Origin of the sequence: Pseudomonas sp. HMSC076A11 (assembly GCF_001810205.1) — a bacterium.
Taxonomy (GTDB): Bacteria; Pseudomonadota; Gammaproteobacteria; order Pseudomonadales; family Pseudomonadaceae; genus Pseudomonas; species Pseudomonas aeruginosa.
In genome coordinates this window covers 1-20,728 of the sequence record NZ_KV800245.1, presented here as the reverse complement: position 1 = coordinate 20,728, position 20,728 = coordinate 1, and the positions used below count along the sequence as shown (strand labels likewise).

Below are 20,728 nucleotides of genomic sequence, written 5' to 3'. Positions count from 1 at the left end.
AGAGTCATTGATATCCCAGCAAGCCACATAAAATTCTGTGACACTACAAGAGCCGCTAACAAGAATAGGCTAACTCGCTTAACCCAACGTAGAGCTGGACGGCGGTCATGCAGGCAGGAACGCACAAGCATACCCAGACCAAAACCGATCCGGGAGGCAAAACCTTTGTTGGTGTGCGCGTTCATCATCAATCTCCTGGCTCCCAAAGGGAGGCATCCTGCTATCACCTATACGCCAAAAAAGATGATCTGGCAAGTCTTATGGCATATTATGCCACTAGCTATCTGCCGACTGGAGCACCTCATGGCAACTCGAAACGTCGTCCTTCCCGATCCGCTGGAGCAGGATATCAACGAGCTGGTGGAGACCGGCCGCTATCAGAATCGCAGCGAAGTCATCCGGGCAGGCTTGCGCCTGCTGCTGCAACAGGAAGCCCAGAATAGCGCCAAGCTCGAAGCCCTCCGCAACGCAACATCCAGTGGACTGATGCAACTGGAACGCGGCGAGTACGACGAGATCACCAGCGACGACCTGGCCCAATACCTCGACGAGCTCGGCAACCAGGCGAGCCACTGAAGCATGGCCAAGTACCGCATCTCCCATGATGCCCAAGCGGACATCGTCGATATCCTGCGCTTCACCCACAACCGCTTCGGCGATGCCGCGCGCCGACGTTACCAGGCACTCATAGGGGCGGTGCTGGAAGCAGTTGCGACAGACCCACAACAGGTAGGCAGCATCAGCCGTGAAGAACTGGGAGCTGGCCTGCGCAGCATCCACCTCGTTTACTGCCGCTCGATGCCCAACGTCGGTAAGGTTGTTCGGCCCAGGCACTTCGTTTTCTACCGGGTGGCAACAGACCAGGTGCTCGAGGTGGTTCGCGTGCTTCACGACTCCATGGATCTGGATCGACACCTGCCCCACCGATGAGCAGCCTCTGCAGGAGCAAATGGCCCAAAGGGGAATGGGCTTGAAGGGCGAAGGGAATGGTTCACAAGGGTAAAAGCCCTATCCGAAAGGGCCTGCCGGAAGGCGGAAAAGGTCCGTACTCGCTCCGAGTCAAGCCTATGGTTTACCTAGCATCTCAATCTCATCTGCGCCTTTCTGACTAAAATTTAGTCCTTTCGACCATTTAGCTGCTCTAAAGGCTCAGTCGCAAGCGGTGTCGCTGACAATCGAGAGGCACCCGCACTCGGCCATCGATACACTCCACTTCGAGGCCGTCGAGGAAAGCCTCGCGCACGCCACGGCTGCGCCCCTCTCCGGACTCCACTTGAATCTCGTAGTGGCCGCCCTCCACCTCCAGGCTTACCTCGAAGCCCGGCCATGTCACCGGAATGCACGGATCAATCAGCAGCCAGGCACCCTGCCGGCTAATTCCCAGTAAACCTTCGAGTCCGGCGCGATACATCCAGGCGGCGGAGCCGGTATACCAGGTCCAGCCGCCACGACCGATATGCGGCACCTCGGAGTAGATATCGGCGGCCAGCACGTAGGGTTCTACTCGATAGCGTTCCACCTGTTCCGGCGTGAGCGCATGGTTGATTGGATTGAGCAAGGAAAGCAATGTCCCCGCCTTGTCCCCTTTGCCCTGGCGGACGAATGCCAGGACCGCCCACATGGCCGCGTGGCTGTATTGCCCGCCATTCTCCCGCAGGCCCGGTGGGTAGCCGCGGATATAGCCGGGATCCGCCCCCCTCTCGTCGAAGGGGGGCGTAAACAGCAGCGCCAATCGATCGGCTGGACGTAGCAGGTACCTCTCCAACGCGGTCATTGCCATTCCCGCCCGCAGCGGGTCGGCCCCCGCTAGAACGGCCCAGGACTGTGCGATCGAGTCGATGCGGCAGGTTTCGCCATCCTTCGAACCCAGCCAGGTTCCGTCATCGAAGGTCGCTCGGCGATACCAGTGACCGTCCCAGGCCTCTCGCTCCATGGCCAGACGCAACCGCCCGGCATGTTCGCGCCAGTGCCGGGCTCGCTCAGGGTCACGCGAACGAGCATAGCCATCGAAGCGCGCGAGAGTATCCAGCAGCAACCAGCCGAGCCAGACGCTCTCTCCTGTGCCGCCGGCACCGACGCGGTTCATGCCGTCGTTCCAGTCGCCGGAACCGATCAGCGGCAAGCCCGACTCACCGGTCAGAGCCAGACACTGGTCCAGGCCTCGTGCACAGTGCTCGAATAGCGACGCGGACTGATCCGAAGGCATTGGCTGGAAGAAGGCGTCCTGCTCGCCCTCTTGCAGCGGCGGCCCTTCGATGAACGGCAGGACTTCGTCGAGAATCCCGATGTCGGCCGTCGCCTCGAGATACAGCGAGGTGGCATACGCCAGCCAGACCCGGTCGTCGGAAATTCTCGTCCTCACCCCCTGTCCCGAGTGCGGCAGCCACCAGTGCTGCACATCCCCCTCGCGGAACTGCCGACCGGCGGCGCGCAGAAGATGCTCGCGGGTCAGCGCCGGAGCAGCCAGGGTCAGCGCCATGCCATCCTGCAACTGATCGCGGAAGCCATAGGCGCCGCTGGCCTGGTAGAACGCCGAGCGCGCCCAGACGCGGCAGGCCAGGGTCTGGTACAGCAGCCAGCCGTTGAGCAGGATATCCAGCGAACGCTCGGGGCTGCTCACCTGAACGGCTCCGAGCAAGGTCCGCCAGTGCCTACCAACACCCGCCAGTGTCTCTGCCGGATCGATCCGGCGGTATCGCGTGACCAGATCTCGGGCATGGGCCAGGGAGTCCGCCTGGCCGAACAATGCGACGATTTCCACCACCTCCCCCGGTGCCAGCTCGATCGAACACTGCTGCGCCAGACACGGATCGAGCCCAGCCCCCGTGCGTCCGGAAAGGCCCGGCTCGCCGAGCAACGCCGCAGGCGCGGAGGGGGCGCCGAGTGGCCCGAGGAATTCGCGGCGATCACCGCTCCAACTGCTTTGGCGGCCACACAGATCGGCGAACAGGACACGCCCGGGGAAGGCTGCGTTCCAAGGGTTGCGCGCAAGCAGCACTCCGCTTTCGACATCCTGGCAGGTCTCGATGAAGGCCGCCGATGTCGCCCGGGCGCTGCCGAGAACCGGTTCCGCATAGCTGGTGAACGACAGCCGTCGTGACTTGCCGGAGAGGTTGCGCAGCACCAGACGAGAAATCTTGATCGGGTCCGCCAGCGCGACAAATTGCACCAGATCCATGTCGATGCCTTGGCAGCGATGGCCGAAACGGCTGTAGCCGAATCCGTGGCGTGCGCTGTAGAGCCCATCGTCGCGAATCGGCCGCGCAGTGACGCTCCACAGCGCCCGGCTTTCCTCGTCGCGGAGGTAGAACGCTTCTACGCAGGGATCGCCGACCGGATCGTTGGACCAGGGCGTCAGTTGATTTTCGCGACTGTTCTCCGCCCAAGTATAGCCACTGCCCTCCGCCGAGACCTGGAAGCCGAACCGGGGATTGGCGATGACATTGATCCATGGCGCTGGCGTGCTTTCCCCCTTTTCCAGAAGAATCACGTACTCCTGGCCGCGGCTGCCGAAGCCGCCTAGCCCATTGAAGAATTCGAGATCCTCACCCAGGCTCGTCTTATCCGCCCCCCCCACGTGGCTGGCCACCAGTCGCGCCGTACCAGCAGTCGCAGCCGGAGTCTGTATAGGCCTGGAGGAACACAGGGCGGCCAGTTGACTGGCGATCGGCCCCCGCCGGGCGAGCAGTACCACGCGTGCGACCGCCAGCAGCAGTGCCCTGCCCTCCTGGCTCATAAGATCGGCGCGCAAGGTGTGCACCTGGCCGCGCCGCGCCGCGCCGTCGCCCTCACGGGTACGCGACGGGCTGCTGCGCACGGCGGTCTCGATCGCTACCTGGAGATCCTGGATGTAGGACGAAGCGCGCTCATTGACGACTGCCAGGTCCACCTCCAGGCCTTTCGTCCGCCAGTATTGGTGAGCCCTCAGGATCTGCCGCAATTGTTCAACGTCGTCGCTGTCGTCAAGTCGCAGAAGCAGGATCGGCAGGTCTCCGGATATCCCCAGGGGCCAGAGCCCGGACTGAGGCCCTGAACCGTGCCGGATCGACTCGGGTGGCGCACGGTAACGTGCGTCGGCATATAGCAGCGGCGCCGCCAGGCGCTGGAAATCGGCGGCCTCTCCGGGGGCGATATCGAGATCACGCAATTGTACCTGCGCCTGGGTCCAGGCCAGAGTCCTGGCGCGGTCGAAGCCGCTGCGCTCGTGGTGTTTGTCGATCAGGTCGAAGAGCGCCTCGCGGGTCTCAGCGACCACAATCCAGAAGGACACCCTCGCCATTTCCCCAGGCGCGATACGCAATCGCCGGCGCAGCGAGAAAACCGGGTCGAGCACCGTGCCGGCGCTGCCGGATAGCGGCCGCCGCAGGTCCGCCAAGACATCGCGTAAGGTCCTTCCGCGGCCAAGGAAGCGGGCACGGTCGGACTCGTATTCGACAGGCGCGGTCAGGGCGCCCTCCACCACCGCGAAATGTGCGGCCCAAACCGGCGTCTCGGTGCCGGAGCGCAAACGCCGGGTAGCCACTAGGGCTGCGTACTCGGCGACGTATTCGGTCTGCACGAAGAGCTTGGAGAACGCCGGATGGGCATCGTCAGCGGCAGCCGGCGCGAGGACCAGCTCGGCGTAGGAAGTCAGTTCGATCTCCTGTGAACGACGACCGTTGTTGACCAGGGTAATGCGCCGCACCTCGCCGTCGTCCTCGCCCGAGACCAAGACTTCTAGCACGCTGCTCAGACTACCGTCGTGGCGGCTGAATTCCGCCCGGTCTTCGTCGAAGAGGATCTCTCCGTTGGCCGGTGCCTGCCCGCTCGGCTGAGTAGTGGCCGCCCATGTGCGACCGTCATGAACGTCGCGCAGGAGGACATAGTAGCCCCAGTCGTCGCGCGTCGGATCTTCTCGCCACCGGGTCACGGCGATGTCGCGCCAGCGACTGTAGCCAGCGCCCGAAGCGGACAGCATTACTGAATAGCGACCGTTGGAAAGCAGGTGGGTAACCGGTGACTCGCCCGGCGTCAACGCTACGCGCCGCAGCGTCGAGGCTTCTATGCCGGCCTCGTATGACGAGACGCGCACTTCCTCAGCGCGCGGATGCGCCAGAAAGACATCGGAGGGAATGCGCTCCTGGAGCAGCAGCTCAACCGCACGGACCATCGGCTCGCGATGGAAGCGAGTGCGCATCCGCCCCTCATCGAGGGCGTTGGCGATCGCCACGATGCTCATGCCCTGGTGATGGGCCATATAGCTGTGGACGAGCGCCACCGCCGTCGCGTCGGGCAGCCGCGACGGCGTGAAGTCCAGCGCTTCGTAGAAGCCGTAGCGCCCGCGCGCACCCAGTTCGGCCAGGCGCGCGTAGTTAAACAACGCCGCACGCGGCTTGATCATCGCCGCCAACCCCGTGGCATACGGCGCCACCACCAGGTTCTCGGCCAGACCGCGCTTAAGCCCCAGCCCTGGCACACCGAAGTTCGAGTACTGGTAGGTGAACTCCAGGTCCCGCGCGTTGAAGGCCGACTCCGAGATGCCCCAGGGAACACCTTTCTTCCGCCCGTAGGCCTGCTGCACCTCCACCACCAGGTGATTGCTCTGTTCCAGCAGGCTGCCGACGGGCGCCCGCATGACCAGCGATGGCATGAGATATTCGAACATCGAGCCAGACCAAGATATCAGCGCCGATGCCGTCCCCACCGGTGTCGCCGTACGACCCAGGCGGAACCAGTGGCGGGTAGGGACATCGCCTTTGGCGATGGCTATCAGGCTGGCCAGGCGCGCCTCCGAGGCCAACAGGTCGTAGCAACTGCTGTCCAGGCTGTTGTCGGCCAGGGAATAACCGATAGAAAACAGGTCACGCTCGGTATTGAAGAGGAACGCGAAATCCATCCCGGCGACAAAGGCCCGGGCCTGCTTCGCCACGCTCCGCACGCGAGCCTCCAGCAACGGCGCAGCGGAAAGCAGGCGGTCACGCTGGTGTTCGACCACGGAGTTCCTCAGTGCGTCGAGCCAGAACAGAAGCTCATCAGAAACTGCATCCACTCCCCGGGGGGCCGATGTCACGGCATCTCTCACGGCTTTCTCCGCGAGCCGCCGCAATCCTGCCAAGCCCGTCTCGGCGGACTGCGGACCATCGATCTGCGCCTGGATCTCTTCCACGGTCGTACGTAGTCGCCGCCAATGTCCGGCGCCACGGGGAAGCCCATCGAGCCCTTGCCGCACCAGCGCCACCGTATCGCCCAACCCGTTGCGCCAAGCCGGCGACAGCGGCTCGTCGAGCCACTCTTCGCATGCATTGGCCAAGGCGACCAGATGGCCGGCCAGGTTGCCGCTGTCGACCGAGGACACATAGGCCGGCTCAAGCACATGCAGGTCGAGCGTGCCGTACCAGTTGAAGAAATGCCCCCGATGGCGCGATAGGCGCTGCATGGCCGCCAGGGTCGCCTCCAGGCGCTCAAGGGTTTCCTGCGTGCCCGCCCAGCCGAAGTCGCGAGCGGCGACCGCAGAAAGCAGATAGAGGCCGATGTTGGTCGGCGAGGTACGGTGTGCCACTACGGGCCTTGGCTGGTCCTGGAAATTGTCCGGCGGTAGCCGGTTGTCCTCGGCGCCGACAAAGGTTTCGAAGAATCGCCAAGTCTGTCGCGCGATCAAACGCAGCCCCAATGCCTCCTCCGGCGCCAGGACCTTGCGCTTCGACGGCCGCGGCACTCGACTGCTGTATACCGCCAAGGCCGGCGCCAGTGCCCAGAGCAGCATGAAGGGTACGCCCAGAGCCAGGGAGGACGGCTGCAAATACAGCACCAGTGCCGCCGCGCCAAGTATCAGGGAGGTACCGCCAACCATCTGTAGATAGCTGATAGCCAACCCGGGACGCGGTTTCCCCACCGACTGCGCGGAGGTGGTCCACTCGAGCAGATTGCGCCGAGTGACGAACATCCGCAGCAGCGTCCGCACGATCGCATCGCCCATGCGCCAAGCCTGATCGGCCAGAAAAGCCAGGGACAGCAGCGTCTGTAACAGAGCGCGCCGAAGTTCGGCGGCCCAGGCGCTGAAGTGATGGCGCAGGCCGATACCGCGACGCCGTGGCCACAGTCCCAGGCACACCGGCAGACAGGCCGGGAGTGCCAGGCTCCCAACCAGTAGCAGGCTACCGAACAACGCCTGCGGCATCGGCAGCAGCCAGGAAAACAGCAGCGCGAGCGCGGCGGAAGGCGCAAGCAGCGAACGGCGCAGGTTGTCGAGCATCTTGCTGCGGCCGACCCACGGCACTGCCCACTCACCGCGCCAATGACCGATGATCCACGGCAGCAGTTGCCAGTCACCGCGCGTCCAGCGATGCAAGCGTTGAGCGACAACATCGAAGCGCGCCGGCGCTTCCTCAACCACCTCCACATCGGAAGCCAGTCCTGCACGGGCGAATATGCCCTCGAACAAATCATGACTGAGAACGCTGTTTTCACCGATGCGGCCGGCCATGGCGGCTTCAAAGGCATCTACATCGTAGATACCCTTGCCAGTGTAAGATCCTTCGCCGAACAGGTCCTGGTAGACATCCGAGACTGCGGCTGCATATGGATCCATTCCACCCGGTCCGGAGAACACCCGCTGATAAAGCGAGCCTTCTCGGCCAAGCGGCAGTGCCGGCGTAACCCGGGGCTGGAGGATAGCGTAGCCACTAACTACGCGCTGAGTCGCCGCCTCGAACAGCGGCTGGTTCAAGGGGTGGGCCATCTTGCCGATCAAACGCCGCAACGTCTCGCGTGGCAGACGTGTGTCAGCATCCAGGGTAATGACGAACCGCACCCCGGAAGGCACCGTCGGTCCTGACTCGCCGAGGTTGGCGAAGCTGGTGTCGGTCGCGCCCCGCAAGAGGCGGTTCAGCTCATGTAGCTTGCCACGCTTGCGCTCCCAGCCTATCCAGCGCCGTTCTTGCGGATTGAACCGGCGCTGCCGGTACAGCAGTAGGAAACGCGGCCCGCCGGGGGCCGGAGCATGGCGCCGGTTGAGCCGTTCGATCGCTGCGGCGCCCAGTTTCAGCAGCCGAACGTCGCGCTCGAGCACGGACTGTCGCGCATCAATGCCATCGGCCAGGAGGGCGAAGCTGAGATCGCCGCGAGTGCCGGTCAGATAATGCACCTCCAGTTGCTCGATCTGCTCCAGCAGCTCTGCTTCGCCGCCCAGCAGGGTCGGCACCACGACCAGGGTCCGAAGCTCCTCCGGTATTCCATCGGCCAGTTCCAGTCCCGGTAGGATGGCGGCTCCCACTCCACCGGTTACCGCACGGTTGACCAACGCCACCGCGGCCTCGCTGAACGGAACGAACAGAGCACCTACCAGCGCCAGCCACTGCCACCCACCGTCTCCCAGCCCTGGCACCTGCAGGACGTAGACGGTCACGCCGAGCAGAAGCCCGCTGAGCAGCAGCGTTGCGCCGACATAGCCGAGGATCCCCAGACGTCCGCCGAGACGACCGAGCCACAATGACGGCGGCGACCGGAAGCCGATGTGGGCTTCGAACGCGCGACGTCCGCCGCCGATCAAGTGGTAGCCCGGCTCGCTCCAGTGTTCGCCCAGTATGCCGGGTGCTGCGGTGGAGCGTGCCTTCGCCAGCACCTGTTCGGCGATGGCCAGTTCGCTGAGCGGAGCACTGCGGGCCAGTTGCTCGATGGCGCTGCGATAGAGGTTCCGGGTGGGGAAGTCCATCCTGCCGAAGGAGCCGTCCGCATCCAAGCGGGCATCAACCAGGCTCACGCTTTCGAACAGTTTCGCCCAGTCGATGGCAGAGATCAGGCGCATGCTGGTAATGACGTTACGCACGCTGACGTTCGAGGCGCCCTGCCGCTGCTGCGCGTGCTGCACCGCCTGCTCCACCGAACTGCCTTGCTGTTGGAGCCGCTCGTCCAGCCAGTTGAGCGCTGGATTTGTCTTCGGGTCCTGATCGCGCAGGCGCCTGGCCAACTGGGCGGCGAAGATTTCCGACAAGGCTGCCGGCGAGCGTCGGGCGATGTCCGTTGCCAGCGCCGAGGCGGCGCAGCCGGGCGTCAGGAGGGCATCTGCCAGGGCATCGGCTTCGGCCCGCTCGGCCCTTCCCTGGCCGATTTGGTCCACCAGGCGCCGCAGGTTCTCGACAAGGACGATGCGCAAGGTGATCGCCACCGCCCATAGTTCCCCGATGCTCAGCGGTTGGACACGCTGGTAGGCGGCGATGAAACGCCGCAACAACTCGAGATCGAGATGGCTGTCGGTATGCGCGACGAAAGCCCATGCCAACCCGAAGACCCTCGGGTAGCCAGCAAAGGGGCCCGACGCGAGCTTGGGCAACTGCCGGTAATAGCCGGGAGGCAGGTCGTCGCGGATCTCGCGGATCTGCTCTTCCACCACATGGTAATTGTCCAGCAGCCATTCAGCAGCGGGCACCACCCTGCGTCCTTGCTCCAGTTCGCTGGCGCTGGCCCGGTATGCCGTCAGCAGCGCCGCCGCGTTGTCAGCAAGACGCCTGCGCAGGGGGCGGACGATGGGAGGACGCGCGGTGACCGGCTGGGCTGCGGCCAGGCTTTCTCCGTGATGCTCGAGGCGTTCGACGCCGAACAGTTCCTCGCGTACCGGAGCCCGGTCGTTCCACGGCGGGGAGGTGCGCCGCCAGCAGAGTCGGCCAAGCAGATCTGCCACCCTCGACGAGGTCCTCGCGAAGCCCACTCCAGGTGCGCCAGGCACCTGTTCTGAATGAAGGCTCAACGGAAATGTTTTGGCAGGAGCATCAAGACCCATGCACGGGTCCCGGCATAGCACTGCCGAGAAAGACACGCGACCGCCCGTCCGCGTTCGCCCAGCCACGCCCATTCGCTGGCAAGCCAGACCGGCAGTGCAGCCGGAGGATACGGCGGCAACAGAGTATGGGCATCGTCGGTGCCAGGCTCCGTCGATCCTTCGGCACGATGTGCGTCCAAAATGGGTCCGGACGTGGCTGACGAGGGCTCCGTGGGGGTATTCATGATGAACTCCACTGCAAACCGGCACCGGCACGATTGCCGACCCCTGGCTTTTCCAGCCTGCACCGTCTCAGGTGGCCGGGTCGGTGCGCTGCCACACTTAGCGCGGCTCCCCTACTGAGTCGAAGCGCCGGGTTGCGCCTGGGTACGGCAACGCACCGACAGCAAGACCGCGGCTCACCACAATGCCTGTCCCAGCGTTCGACACTTTCGCCGAGCACGGGACACGATCCGAGGCAACATCATGGAAAAGCACATCAAGCAAGCGCCGCGCAATGGTAATGGCGCCAACAGAACCCCCGAGCACCAGTCCGGCCAGCCCCCTGCCAGCCCCAGCAAGGCGGAACGCTACTCCGAGCGCAAGCCCTCTGAACAGAAGCCGGAATCAGACGCCACGGCAACTCGCGATCCCGTGAAGAATGGGCAACAACCGCAGGCCGCCCGCGGTGACGACGACCTGATGAGCCAGGAAGCCGGGCGCCAGGGGCCGTCTTCACAACAGAAATGAGCGAGCCTGGCACATGAGACTGACCTTTGAGCAGGCCCGGCAGCTCATCGAACCCTCCTTCTCACCGTTCACGTGCAGTTGCACACGAGACCGGGACGGAGCGATGAGCATCCTGCTGGGTAATGCCTTGACGGGCACCATCGAGGCATTCAGCACCGGCATAGGCACCGAACAGTGGCGTACACCCGAAGCGGTGACCCAACTCATCCGTGATCTGCGCCTGGACATCGCCCCCTAGCCACATCACTTCTAAGCGAATCCCTCCCAAGGGGGATTCGCCCTTCCGTTCCGCCTCTCATCGCTAGCCACGCTTTTCCTGGCCATTGCGGCTACACTGCCAGAGCTGATCCTCGAAAATATCTCAGCGCCCTGCGTTTCCCTTGCGCCCACTCCACTGGCAATGTCAAGCGCAATCACGCCTAACCACCACAGGGAACCCACTGGTGGCCGACATGACCAATGACGTTTCTCCCCTGCAGAACCATCTGCTCGCCGCGCTTACCCAGGAGATACAAGAGCGTCTGATCCCGCACCTGGAGCGAGTTACACTGCCGCTCGGCAAGGTCCTCTATGAATCGGGCGATGCCCTCCGACATGTCTACTTCCCCACCGACGCCATCGTTTCTCTGCTGTATGTCATGGAGGACGGCGCCTCCGCGGAGATATCCGTCGTCGGCAACGAAGGACTCATCGGCGTGGCGGTGTTCATGGGTGGGGAAAGCACTCCGAGCCGCGCCATTGTGCAAAGCGCGGGGCATGCCTATCGATTGCCCGGACAGAAGCTGAAGGACGAGTTCAATCGGCATGGCGAGATGCTCCAGTTGATGCTCCGCTACACCCAGGCGCTGATCACCCAGATGGCTCAGACCGCGGTGTGCAACCGCCATCACTCGATCGACCAACAACTCTGCCGCTGGTTGCTGCTGTCGCTCGACCGGCTACCCAGCAACCAGTTGAGCATGACCCAGGAACTCATCGCCAACATGCTGGGGGTCCGCCGCGAAGGCGTCACCGAAGCGGCCGGCAAGCTGCAGAAACTCGGCGTGATCAAGTACAGCCGAGGGCACATCACGGTTCTCGACCGTCCGCAATTGGAAGCGCTCTGTTGCGAATGCTACGCGGTGGTCAAGCGCGAGACCGATCGCCTGCTTCCCTATCTGCCCGCCCGATGAGGATTTCGTCGCACGGCAACGAGACGGCGCGCCAGCCCGCCGCTCACCCTCTTCATCTTCCGGATGCGACACCATGAACATCGACGACGATATCTACGTACCCCGGCTACTTGCCGAAGGTCATCTACCCGAAGGACGGACCCTGCGCGACTACTTCATCGCCCACGCACCGGAGGAACCCCAGGAGTGGTTCCAGCCGCGGATGCCGGAAGAACCGCTGAAGAAGTTCGGCGGCGACAACGGCGTCGAGTACTCCACGTTCCGGGAGGCCAAGGAGGCAGGCTCAAACAGTTTCACGCAACTGAACGTGGAGGAAACCGAAAACTGGAAAAGGGAGTTCGACAAACAGCGCTATGTCCAGTGGCCATTGGCCTGGGCCGACGCCATTCTCGAAGCGCGGCGCGCCACCACTGCGGGTAAAAAGACTCCGACCTGACCTGGCAGCGATGCGCAGGTCGGCCGCCCTGGGTTCGCTTGCGCACAGACGTCGCCGGCCCCCGCCCGTAGACTGGGAATCCATATCTTCCGGGAGATCTGCCATGGCTGGCTACAGCCATCAGGTATCGGCCGTTTTCAACCTCCGAGCGCAGGCCGAAAGCGCTCGCAAACGTCTGGTCGACCGAGGCCTCGGCCTCGAACAGTTGAGCATCCTCGGCGCTGAAGACGTTCCACTTCCAACAACGCGCCGGCGTTCGTTCATCCAGGTGCTGTCAAGTGGCGCAGCCGGCGCGCTAGCAGGGCTCCTCGTCAGCACGCTGGTCACATTCGCTCTGACACGAACCGAGGCCAGCCTGTTCGGTGATGCACCGTTGGCCTTGCTGGGTTGGAGCAGCGCCCTGGGAGCGCTGTTCGGAGGAGCGGTCGGCGCATCGGTGGATGTCAGCCAGGTCAGCGGTCCCTTCAGACAGGCTATCGCCCAGGGCCATGTCGTTCTGCTGGCGAATACCCGTTCGGAAATCGAGTCCCTGCTCGTGCGCGATGTCATCGAGAGTTCCGTGGGGGTCGGCGTGCACATGGACATCAGTCTGGTCTGACCTCGCTCCGGGCACCTCGACTCGGTTACTCGCGATGTAAGTTCGATATCAGACAAACCCGGGCCAGGACCATACAGGACACTCCGCTCCGGATGAACCGAGGTCGACATGCCTCTCTTCAAGCTCGAACACAGTAAGCTCGTACACCGGACCGATATCGCCTTCTACGTTGTCGGGGTACTGGTGCTGGCCGTTTGGCTCGGCCTTTTCTGCCCCGCAGAACTGCGTCTGGAATGCCTGCTGCTGGCCGCGTTCGGTCTGGTGGCGTGGTCGCTGCTGGAATACCTCCTGCATCGCTTTGTCCTCCACGGACTATCACCCTTTCGCCAATGGCACCAGTCCCATCACCAACGGCCCGGCGCGCTGATAGGGCTATCCACCCTGTCCAGCGCGGCCCTGTTCATCGGCCTGGTCTACCTACCAGCGCTGCTCACACTCGGCCCCTGGAGAGGCTCCTCGCTGGCTTTGGGCATCATGTCAGGCTACCTAGCGTACATCCTGATCCATCACGCCGTGCATCACTTCGATCACTCTGACAACGCCTGGCTGGCTCGCCGCCAGCTATGCCACCATCTGCATCACAGCGCACCCTGGCAAGCCGGGCACTTCGGGGTTACCTCGGCGTTCTGGGATCGCCTATTCGCCAGCGATCACCTGCTCCCCCGAACAGCCTCCGGCAAGTGGCGCAACGTCGCCGAGATCACCACCCGCCACAACCGCAGCCTCAGCGCGCGCAAGTCGTCAAAATTGCTCGGCCAGTTGTTCCGTGGCACGAGTAGCCGTATGAACGCTCGGCTGTGGGACGGCACACTCCTGCAACTGGGGCCCACTGCCGGTACTCAGTCCCCATTCACCCTGGTCTATAGGCATGCGGACGGCGTACAGAAGATGATCCTAAGCAATAGCGACCCACAGCGCCTGGCCAAAGCCTATTTCCGCGACGACTTCGACATCGAGGGCGACCTCTTCGCAGCCCTGGCGCTCAGGGAGCACATGCAAACCCAGCGCAAGGTCTGGCACCGACGCGCACGCCTGTTGTTCGGCGCCATCATGCTGCCGAGCTCGGTCACTACGGAGTCCGGCAGGCAGAAAGGACTCTTGCGCCAACAGAGTACGACGGGGATGCACTCGCACGCAGAAAACCCCGACGCCACCACCTTCCGCTACGACCTGTCCAATGCGTTCTACGGACTCTGGCTGGATCCGGCGATGGTCTACTCCTGTGGCTACTTCGAGCAAATCGACGATAGCCTCGAACAGGCTCAACGGGCCAAGCTTGAGTTGATCTGCCGGAAACTCCAGCTGCATCCCGGCGAGCACCTGCTCGATATCGGTTGTGGCTGGGGCGCGTTGATCCTCCATGCAGCGAAATACCACAGGGTACACGCCCATGGCATCACCCTAAGCCGGGAACAGTTGGCCCTGGCACGCGAACGAATAGACGCGGCAGGGCTCCAGGCGCTAGTGACGGTGGAATGCTGCGACTACCGCGACCTAAAAGGTCAGCAGGTATACGACAAGATCGCCAGTGTCGGACTGTCCGAGCACCTTGGCCCGGACAACCTGTCGCTATACTTCGACACGGTACACCGCCTTCTCAAGGATTCTGGGCTGTTTCTCAACCAGGGCATCACTCAGTGCCCGGACGGGTGGCAACGGACCGCGTCGGCCCGCCTGATCAATCGCTATCTCTTCACCGACGGCCAGCCGGACACTCTGGGCAGCCTTGTCCGCAGGATGGAACAGGCGCAGTTGGAAGTCACCGATGTCGAATCACTGCGCCGTCACTACGGCCTGACCCTGCGCCTTTGGGTCTCTCGCCTAGAGCAGCGGCAGGGGCTTGCCGTCGAATATGTCGGCGAACCCACCTACCGGGCCTGGCGCCTGTTAATGGCCGCCAGCGCGCTGGCGTTCGAGGCCGGGGAACTGGGCGTCTTCCAAATCGTAACGAGCCGACACAACGGAGCCCCCAGCTCTCTGCCCCTGCCCCCCCGCCCCTTGTATCGCGACGACTGCTCCATTCAGAAGCTCAGCGAGGCAGTGGACGCAACGCCATCCGCTCACCCGCCTCGCGCAAACGCCGAAAGGCCCGGTCGCAGTCGACCCTGCTCGGTACCACGAAAATAGTCTCGGTATCCACAGGCTGGCGTTCACGGTAAGTGGCGTACGCAACGTTGCAAATCTAGCAGGCGATCATGAAACATGGATCTCCTCTTGAAGTCGATCCCCAGACCGGTACGCCCCTCCTCCACGACTTCTCGTGCCCGCTTCAACGGCGAATCTACGGCACGATCTGCTGCGGAGCGTACAGGCTGTAGCTGCACAGTAGCCCGGCAAACTCCCTCAACGGGCGTATCCCGCTGGCTTCCGCCTCGGTTACCCAGCGTTTCAACGCCGCATGTACTTCGCCCAGGTCAGCCCCCGCATCGCTCCATGTGCGCTGCAACGCCAGGCGATGCGCGCAGGCTAGCTGCATCACCTGGCTCCTGCCGACAGCTGAATGGAACAGGCTCTGCTGCAGATCGCTCAGCCTGTCTGGGTCCCGCACCAGCAAACGGCCGGCGCGCCGCAGCAAATGCCGGGTCGCCGCATCACAGCGAACGCTTTCTTCGCGTGCCAGCGGCCGCATTACCCGTTTCCCGTATTGGGCCATGACCAGCAGGCGATTGCGCAGGATGACTTCGCTGGCTTCCAGATCCAGCGCTCGCTTGTCACAGTCCCACTGGATGGTGGGCAGCCCACGGTTGACCTGAGCCAGTCCGAGTGCTCTCAGCAGACATATCCACGCCCAGCCCAGATCAAACTCCCAGGCCTGCACGGAAAGCTTGGCCGAGCCCGGGTAAGCATGATGGTTGTTATGCAACTCCTCGCCGCCGACGAGGACTCCCCACGGCAGCAGATTGCTCGAATCGTCCGGGCATTCGAAGGTACGATAGCCGAAAGCATGGCCCAGACCGTTGATCACACCGGCAGCCCAGAAGGCGATCCAGACCATCTGCAGCGCCCAGACTGTCAGCCCCGCGACGCCGAATAAAACCAAGTCCACACCGAGCATGAGGCCTAGCCCGGCGTTCGGAAACCTACTGTAGAGGCGACGCTCCAGCCAGTCGTCCGGGCAGCCTCGGCCATAGGTCTGCAAGGTTTCCGGATTGCGAGCCTCGGCTCTATACAGCTCGGCACCTCGCAGCAACACCGTGAGCAGTCCCTTGAACCTCGGGCTGTGCGGATCGTCGGGCGTTTCGCAGCAGGCATGATGCCGGCGATGAACGGCCGTCCACGCACGGGTGTTCATTCCCGTCGTCAGCCACAGCCAGAAACGGAAGAAGTGCTTTAGCGCAGGATGCAATTGTACCGAGCGATGAGCTGAATGGCGATGCAGATATAGCGTCACACTGATGATACTGACATGGGTCAGCGCCAAAGTCGCGACAATCAGTTGCCACAGCGTTGGCTGTAAGATGCCGTGATGCCACATGTTGAACACCTCTCTATAGCCATATGCCGGTCTCTTCTGGGCACCGACGGATCAATAGACCTCCCTCCATACTGGTGAACTTAGAATACGATGTCGGTGCACCAGCGTACATACTCACCTCGCAAAAATCCACGAGACAAAACGACCAGAAGAGTTCGACAACGCACAGAGCACGCATTAAGAAACGACCAATATAATGTGAACAGGAACAATAAGAGAAGCAATCATGAATAGTAATCTAACGGAAACCCGTCAATTTAGCACTAGCCCTCGACACATGCCCGATCAACGCTCTAACTTATCCAAGAAGAGCGGAAGGCAGAGAGAACGCTCTGCACGCCCAAGGGTTAAGATCACCGTCTCAAGGCAGCGGAAGATATCATCATGAGCATTTTCAATCTTGACGGCTGGTGCAAGCTTTCGGATGAAGCCCAAGCTATTTCACTAAAGAACATTCGATTTCACCTCAACGATGGCGATGAAAAGCTCCTTGCCCAAGCGGAAGTGCATCTGCAAAACACTGGTGAAAAAGAGGTTCATATCCCTATTGACCAAGCCAGACTTAAGCTCGTGTTACCACACGAATGCGGGCCTATACGTGACTGTCGACTACGAGTTTATCTCGACTCAAATACTAAACGGGGTCGCTTCAACTTGACTGGGTATCGAATAAGCGACGGTAGCCTGATCTACACCAGCGCGGTAACTATTGAAAAAGTGTATCCAATTCATCCGCGTTGAGGCGTTGGAAAATTATCAAAATTGACTTACTAAGCTTAAGCAGCATTCAGATGCTTTAAACTAAAGACAATGAATAAAAAACCGAAAAAACAAGCACCAGAAGTGGCACTTTGCCATAGAAAATACCAGCTACTTGAGGTGAGGATTTTCTGTTGTTCCTCTTCCCTGGAATAAGGGAAAAGCCCGCTCCATGAATCGTCATGGAGCTTCCCATGTTTCAACTCCTTTCCTGGATATCCAGGAAGCCATCCCGCACCCCACCAACCAAAACTGCCCCAGGGGGATTCCTCCCTCCTCTGAGCAGTATGGAACTGCTCGGCACGCCTCGCCGCCGGCAGCTACTGGAGAACATCTGGCAGCGCGCCTCGCTATCCAAACCGCAATTCGAGGAGATCTACCGGCGGCCACTGGCCAACTATGCCGAGCTGGTCCAGCAGCTCCCAGCTTCGGAAAACCATCACCATGCCCATCCAGGCGGGATGATCGATCACGGCCTGGAAATCGTGGCCTACGCACTGAAGGTTCGGCAGACCTACCTGCTCCCGATCGGCGCGGCGCCGGAGTCACAGTCAGCCCAGGCTGAAGCCTGGTCGGCCGCCGCCGCGTATGGTGCCCTGGCTCACGACATAGGCAAGATCGTCGTCGACCTGCAGGTGGAGCTGCAGGACGGCAGCACCTGGCACCCCTGGAACGGACCGATCAACCAGCCTTACCGCTTCAAGTACGTGAAGTCCCGCGAATACCAGCTCCACGGAGCAGCCTCAGCACTCCTCATCCACCAACTGCTACCGCGCACTGCACTCGATTGGCTCAGTCGCTTTCCAGAGCTGTGGGCTCAATTGATCTACCTGTTCGCTGGGCAGTACGAGCACGCCGGGATCCTCGGCGAGATCATCGTGAAGGCAGACCAGGCCTCAGTCGCACAGGAGCTGGGAGGCAATCCGGATCGAGCTCTGGCTGCACCGAAGCAGTCGCTGCAGCGGCAGTTGGCTGACGGCCTTCGCTTCCTGGTGAAGGACAAGTTCAAGCTGAATCAACCTGGCGGTCCGTCCGATGGATGGCTGACCCAGGACGCACTCTGGCTGGTGAGCAAGCCTGCAGCCGATCAACTGAGAGCCTACCTGCTGGCCCAGGGTATCGAGGGGGTGCCCTCCTCCAACGCGCCGTTCTTCAACATGCTCCAGGATCAGGCCGTCATCCAGACCAACGCCGAGGACAAGGCCATCTGGACGGCCACGGTAGACAACGGTGCTGGATGGAGAAACAAGTTCACGCTGCTCAAGATTGCTCCAGCCTTGATCTGGACAGACCCTGCCGAGCGTCCCGCGCCCTACAGCGGATCACTCGTCGTTGAAGATGGAACCGCCTCAACGGAAAAGCCGGAAACGACCTGTGAAATTCCCAACGAACCGGCTAAACAGCAGCAAGCACCAGAAACCAAGATGACGCTCCGCCAACCTTCGCCGAGCGTTGCGAAACCGTCAAACGAGATGCGGGCGATTGCGAAGCCCTCAATTGTTGATCAGGAAGAAACAGACGATTTGTACGCGCTTCTTGGTAATATCACTTCGCCACTAGAAGAGCTAGACACTAGCTACGCATCATCGGCTGCTTCTCCTACGAATACTCGCGGGGAGGAGAACCTACAGCAGCCACTAGGGACCAAGGAGCCAACAGATTGCGCTCCTGAAGCAATTGAAGATGTATTTATGCCTAGCAGAAGCACTGATCTGGGACAGGGACTCATTGGCTGGATGAAATCTGGCATCGCGGCCCGTCGCCTGTTCATCAACGACACCAAGGCTTTGGTGCATACCGTCGACGGGACCGCCATGCTGGTCACGCCAGGAATCTTCAAGCGTTATGTCCAGGAGCATCCAGAGCTCGAAAAGCTGGCCCAGGCCAAGGATACGACCGGCTGGAAGCTGGTGCAGCGCGCGTTCGAGAAACAAGGGCTTCACCGGAAGACCAGTAAAAACCTGAACATCTGGACCATCAAGGTTTCTGGTCCTCGCAAGACGAAAGAGCTCAAGGCTTACCTGCTCCAGGATCCCAAACTACTGTTCCCTGAGCAGCCTCTGGACAACCCAAGCCTCACGGTCATCACCGACCCCGAAGGGGGTGTCGAATGACGCCGCAGCAGCTCACCGAGGAGTACATCTTCGCGCACGATCTCCGAGAAGCCAGCGCGAAGATCTACCGCGCCGCGACCAAGGCGCTGCTCAAGCACTTCGGTCCTACGGCAACCGTACATGACGTGGACCACCGGGCTGTCTTGGGATGGCGGCGCAAGGTACTGGAACAAGGCCTGTCGAAGCGGAGCTGGAACACGTACTCGAATCATCTGCGGACGATCTGGGGCTATGCCATCGAGCACGAGTTGGTGACGCACTCCCAAGTCAACCCGTTCAGAAAGACCACCGTCATCCCCCCCAGGCGAGCAAGCAAAACCGTCGCCGCCGAAGCCATCCTGCGCGCCCGCAATTGGCTCAACATGCAGGTCGGCGCCGAGTGCTGCACCGGCGAACGCGCACGGATCACACCCGCCTGGTTCTGGCTTTGCACGTTTGAGGTCTTCTACTTCACCGGCATCCGGTTGAATGCGCTGTTGTGCATCCGCAAGCGCGACATCGACTGGGAAAATCAACTGATCCTCATCCGCGGCGAGACAGAGAAGACTCACAAAGAGTTCGTAGTGCCAATAACGGAGGGGCTTGTGCCTCACCTATCGAGGCTCCTGCAAGAGGCCGATAGAGCCGGATTCGCCGATGACGACCAGTTGTTCAACGTCAACCGGTTCTCACCGCACTACAAGAGCAAGGTGATGAACTCCGACCAGGTCGAAGCCATGTACCGGAAGTTGACCGAGAAGGTTGGGGTGCGGATGACCCCGCACCGTTTCCGGCACACTCTGGCCACCGACTTGATGAAGGCACCCGAGCGGAACATCCACCTCACGAAGTGCCTGCTCAACCACTCGAATATCCAGACCACGATGAGCTACATCGAGGCCGACTACGATCACATGCGTGCCGTGCTGCATGCTAGAAGCCTGGCCCAAGGCGCGCTGGAGAATGTCAGGAAGGTGGATTACAGCGGCTCCCCGCAAGCCTCTGCCAAACCGAAGCCATGCGGGCAACCTCTCGCTCGAGTGAGTGAAGCGCCGCCACCGGAGGTCAGGACAGAGCCTGCAGAACCAAGGGAGCACACGCCAGGGACAGGCATTCAGGGAGGTCCAACCGCGTGGGAAGCAGAAGCGCTACCACAGCCACCTGACACCTTCGAGCAAAGCGTGCTGTTCACTCTGATGGCTCAACACTTATCGAACCGTGCCGCCTCGGCATCCGCGGCTCCCGCGGCAACAAGCGGATCTGGTGGATCTGGTGGATGGGGATCTGCCGCCCGAAGCAGTCTCGCCTAGCGATACCGGTACTGAGGGGCCGGCTACCGGACGAAAGGTAGCCGCGCCTCCCAGCAGATCGCTAGGCCTGTAGGAATAATCTGGAATTACCGAGAGCGCCTGGATTCCAGCGCCGGCATGCTGGCAGAGCCGCGCAATTTCAAAGCCAACACCGCAGTACCCTCTGTAATCGCTGATTACGTCGGGGGCGCATTGCTACGCCTGCAGAATGGTTTCAGGACCTTAGAAACAGAAAAGCCCACCTTGAAAGGCAGGCTATTCCATATTGACATCACGTCAATGCGGGCCTAATGTTCGGCCCAGACGGCTGCAAGGCTAGAACGGTGCAACACCCCCTTCCTAGACCTACGCAACTCGCCCCTCTGAAAATGGTGGGTCGTGTAGGATTCGAACCTACGACCA

Annotated in this window: 13 protein-coding genes; 11 read left to right on the top strand and 2 right to left on the bottom strand. The window is 61.9% G+C overall.

All coding sequences use genetic code 11. From position 1 onward, the window contains the following. The first annotated feature begins 303 nt into the window (after positions 1-303). Together HMPREF2716_RS00055 and HMPREF2716_RS00050 are read left to right on the top strand one after the other, a co-directional pair. Positions 304-576, top strand: coding sequence for a type II toxin-antitoxin system ParD family antitoxin (locus HMPREF2716_RS00055; protein WP_003086148.1), 273 nt, complete (start codon positions 304-306; stop codon positions 574-576). A 3-nt stretch (positions 577-579) separates the two neighbouring features. Beyond that, complete coding sequence (locus HMPREF2716_RS00050) at positions 580-930, top strand: type II toxin-antitoxin system RelE/ParE family toxin (protein WP_016264194.1); 351 nt, start codon at positions 580-582, stop codon at positions 928-930. Positions 931-1,141: 211 nt separating this feature from the next. Here HMPREF2716_RS00050 and HMPREF2716_RS00045 read toward each other — a convergent pair whose 3' ends face one another. Then, complete coding sequence (locus tag HMPREF2716_RS00045; RefSeq protein ID WP_070621770.1) at positions 1,142-9,655, bottom strand: GH36-type glycosyl hydrolase domain-containing protein; 8,514 nt, start codon at positions 9,653-9,655, stop codon at positions 1,142-1,144. 564 nt (positions 9,656-10,219) lie between these two features. Here HMPREF2716_RS00045 and HMPREF2716_RS28265 point away from each other — a divergent pair. From HMPREF2716_RS28265 to HMPREF2716_RS00020, 6 genes are all read left to right on the top strand, one after another. Continuing rightward, positions 10,220-10,483 carry a hypothetical protein gene (locus tag HMPREF2716_RS28265; protein WP_016264192.1) on the top strand — a complete coding sequence of 88 codons (264 nt, stop codon included), beginning with the start codon at positions 10,220-10,222 and terminating at the stop codon, positions 10,481-10,483. Between the two features lie 13 nt (positions 10,484-10,496). Further along, positions 10,497-10,721 carry a DUF1652 domain-containing protein gene (locus HMPREF2716_RS00040; protein WP_003456722.1) on the top strand — a complete coding sequence of 75 codons (225 nt, stop codon included), beginning with the start codon at positions 10,497-10,499 and terminating at the stop codon, positions 10,719-10,721. A 214-nt stretch (positions 10,722-10,935) separates the two neighbouring features. Further along, a complete protein-coding gene (locus HMPREF2716_RS00035) occupies positions 10,936-11,655 on the top strand; it encodes a Crp/Fnr family transcriptional regulator (protein ID WP_009875850.1) in 720 nt (239 codons plus the stop codon). A gap of 73 nt (positions 11,656-11,728) precedes the next feature. Then, a complete protein-coding gene (locus tag HMPREF2716_RS00030) occupies positions 11,729-12,091 on the top strand; it encodes a hypothetical protein (RefSeq protein WP_016264191.1) in 363 nt (120 codons plus the stop codon). Positions 12,092-12,194: 103 nt separating this feature from the next. Next, positions 12,195-12,689 (top strand): hypothetical protein, encoded by a 495-nt coding sequence (locus HMPREF2716_RS00025; RefSeq protein WP_016264190.1) that lies wholly within the window; start codon positions 12,195-12,197, stop codon positions 12,687-12,689. A gap of 108 nt (positions 12,690-12,797) precedes the next feature. Further along, positions 12,798-14,816 carry a class I SAM-dependent methyltransferase gene (locus HMPREF2716_RS00020; protein WP_016264189.1) on the top strand — a complete coding sequence of 673 codons (2,019 nt, stop codon included), beginning with the start codon at positions 12,798-12,800 and terminating at the stop codon, positions 14,814-14,816. Between the two features lie 154 nt (positions 14,817-14,970). Here HMPREF2716_RS00020 and HMPREF2716_RS00015 read toward each other — a convergent pair whose 3' ends face one another. Then, a complete protein-coding gene (locus HMPREF2716_RS00015; protein WP_016264188.1) occupies positions 14,971-16,164 on the bottom strand; it encodes a DesA family fatty acid desaturase in 1,194 nt (397 codons plus the stop codon). A gap of 384 nt (positions 16,165-16,548) precedes the next feature. Between HMPREF2716_RS00015 and HMPREF2716_RS29555 the strand changes: the two genes are divergently transcribed. The 3 genes from HMPREF2716_RS29555 (at position 16,549) to xerC (ending at position 20,326) form a co-directional block, all read left to right on the top strand. Continuing rightward, positions 16,549-16,905: a hypothetical protein gene (locus HMPREF2716_RS29555; protein WP_071535904.1), complete on the top strand. Its 357-nt coding sequence runs from the start codon at positions 16,549-16,551 to the stop codon at positions 16,903-16,905. 212 nt (positions 16,906-17,117) lie between these two features. Further along, complete coding sequence (mobH, locus tag HMPREF2716_RS00010; protein WP_016264187.1) at positions 17,118-19,037, top strand: MobH family relaxase; 1,920 nt, start codon at positions 17,118-17,120, stop codon at positions 19,035-19,037. Continuing rightward, the gene (gene xerC, locus HMPREF2716_RS00005) at positions 19,034-20,326 is read left to right on the top strand and encodes a site-specific integrase (protein ID WP_016264186.1); all 1,293 of its coding nucleotides are present in this window, start codon (positions 19,034-19,036) and stop codon (positions 20,324-20,326) included. The genes mobH and xerC overlap by 4 nt, the downstream gene beginning before the upstream one ends. The last annotated feature ends 402 nt before the right edge of the window (positions 20,327-20,728 follow it).

Coding starts and splice junctions, on each gene's coding strand:
- HMPREF2716_RS00020 (WP_016264189.1), top strand. CDS start 12,798: ATGCCTCTCTTCAAGCTCGAACACAGTAAGCTCGTACACCGGACCGAT.
- xerC (WP_016264186.1), top strand. CDS start 19,034: ATGACGCCGCAGCAGCTCACCGAGGAGTACATCTTCGCGCACGATCTC.
- HMPREF2716_RS00040 (WP_003456722.1), top strand. CDS start 10,497: ATGAGACTGACCTTTGAGCAGGCCCGGCAGCTCATCGAACCCTCCTTC.
- mobH (WP_016264187.1), top strand. CDS start 17,118: ATGTTTCAACTCCTTTCCTGGATATCCAGGAAGCCATCCCGCACCCCA.
- HMPREF2716_RS29555 (WP_071535904.1), top strand. CDS start 16,549: ATGAGCATTTTCAATCTTGACGGCTGGTGCAAGCTTTCGGATGAAGCC.
- HMPREF2716_RS00015 (WP_016264188.1), bottom strand. CDS start 16,164: ATGTGGCATCACGGCATCTTACAGCCAACGCTGTGGCAACTGATTGTC.
- HMPREF2716_RS00055 (WP_003086148.1), top strand. CDS start 304: ATGGCAACTCGAAACGTCGTCCTTCCCGATCCGCTGGAGCAGGATATC.
- HMPREF2716_RS00050 (WP_016264194.1), top strand. CDS start 580: ATGGCCAAGTACCGCATCTCCCATGATGCCCAAGCGGACATCGTCGAT.
- HMPREF2716_RS28265 (WP_016264192.1), top strand. CDS start 10,220: ATGGAAAAGCACATCAAGCAAGCGCCGCGCAATGGTAATGGCGCCAAC.
- HMPREF2716_RS00025 (WP_016264190.1), top strand. CDS start 12,195: ATGGCTGGCTACAGCCATCAGGTATCGGCCGTTTTCAACCTCCGAGCG.
- HMPREF2716_RS00035 (WP_009875850.1), top strand. CDS start 10,936: ATGACCAATGACGTTTCTCCCCTGCAGAACCATCTGCTCGCCGCGCTT.
- HMPREF2716_RS00030 (WP_016264191.1), top strand. CDS start 11,729: ATGAACATCGACGACGATATCTACGTACCCCGGCTACTTGCCGAAGGT.